Origin of the sequence: Vibrio harveyi NBRC 15634 = ATCC 14126 = KCTC 12724 (genome assembly GCF_001591145.1) — a bacterium.
Classification (GTDB): Bacteria; Pseudomonadota; Gammaproteobacteria; order Enterobacterales; family Vibrionaceae; genus Vibrio; species Vibrio harveyi.
Map to the genome: position 1 here is coordinate 1 of NZ_BCUF01000152.1, position 782 is coordinate 782.

General features: G+C 39.4%; 1 protein-coding gene. It reads left to right on the plus strand.

From position 1 onward, the window contains the following. A partial coding sequence (locus VHA02S_RS24945; protein WP_218000908.1) for an AbiU2 domain-containing protein occupies positions 1-670 on the plus strand: 670 nt, incomplete at its 5' end. Positions 671-782 lie beyond the last annotated feature (112 nt).

Here is a 782-nt window from a genome sequence, read left to right on the forward strand (position 1 = left end):
TTGCTCACACCTTAACAGGGCGTTATGCCTCATGGAGAAAACTTTGACTAGCAATGATGACTTCTGCAAAGCAAATAATTTGCCTTTACCGAAGCGGGTAGAATTTGACCGATCCAAAGTAAATCCGGAAGAGCTATCAGTGCTCAAGAAATACTTTACGGACTTGTGTACTGATTTAACGTTGTATAGCGAGCTATTTACTTCGCAAGAATCAGTAGATGTTTTGAATAAGTTCAACTCATTGGTGTTCTCACGAATTCAAAAAGCTTACATAGAAAAACTATGCCTAAGTATCGCTTGTTTATTTGATCCTGCAGAAACGAGGAAAAATAAAAACTTGTCACTAGCTCGTATTGTGAAGCAGTGTGATTGCCCAGAGTTAAATGACAAGCTAGAGAAGTTGAATGAGCTTTACGTATCTACTGGTATCAAACAGTGGAGACAAAAGTTGTTGGCTCATAATGATCTAAGGACATTGATGGGTACTAAGCCTCTTAACCTACAGTTTGGGCACGAAGATATAGAGAATATTATGGAGCTTATTCAAGAAATCTTTGACGATATATCGGACCCGACAGTTTATACAGACATTAAAATTGTTTTGCCTTATGACAAAAATGGTGGTGCTTTCATAAGGAAGCTCCAGTGCTTGTTGGAAGATGAGGCATAACAAATTGTTCAAGAGTGATTCGGCACGCGTGGCATTTTTACTATGCGTCGGCTTTAGTGATTAAGGTGTTATGCAGAGGCTTCGGTATTGCGTGCCTCACACCTTAACAAGG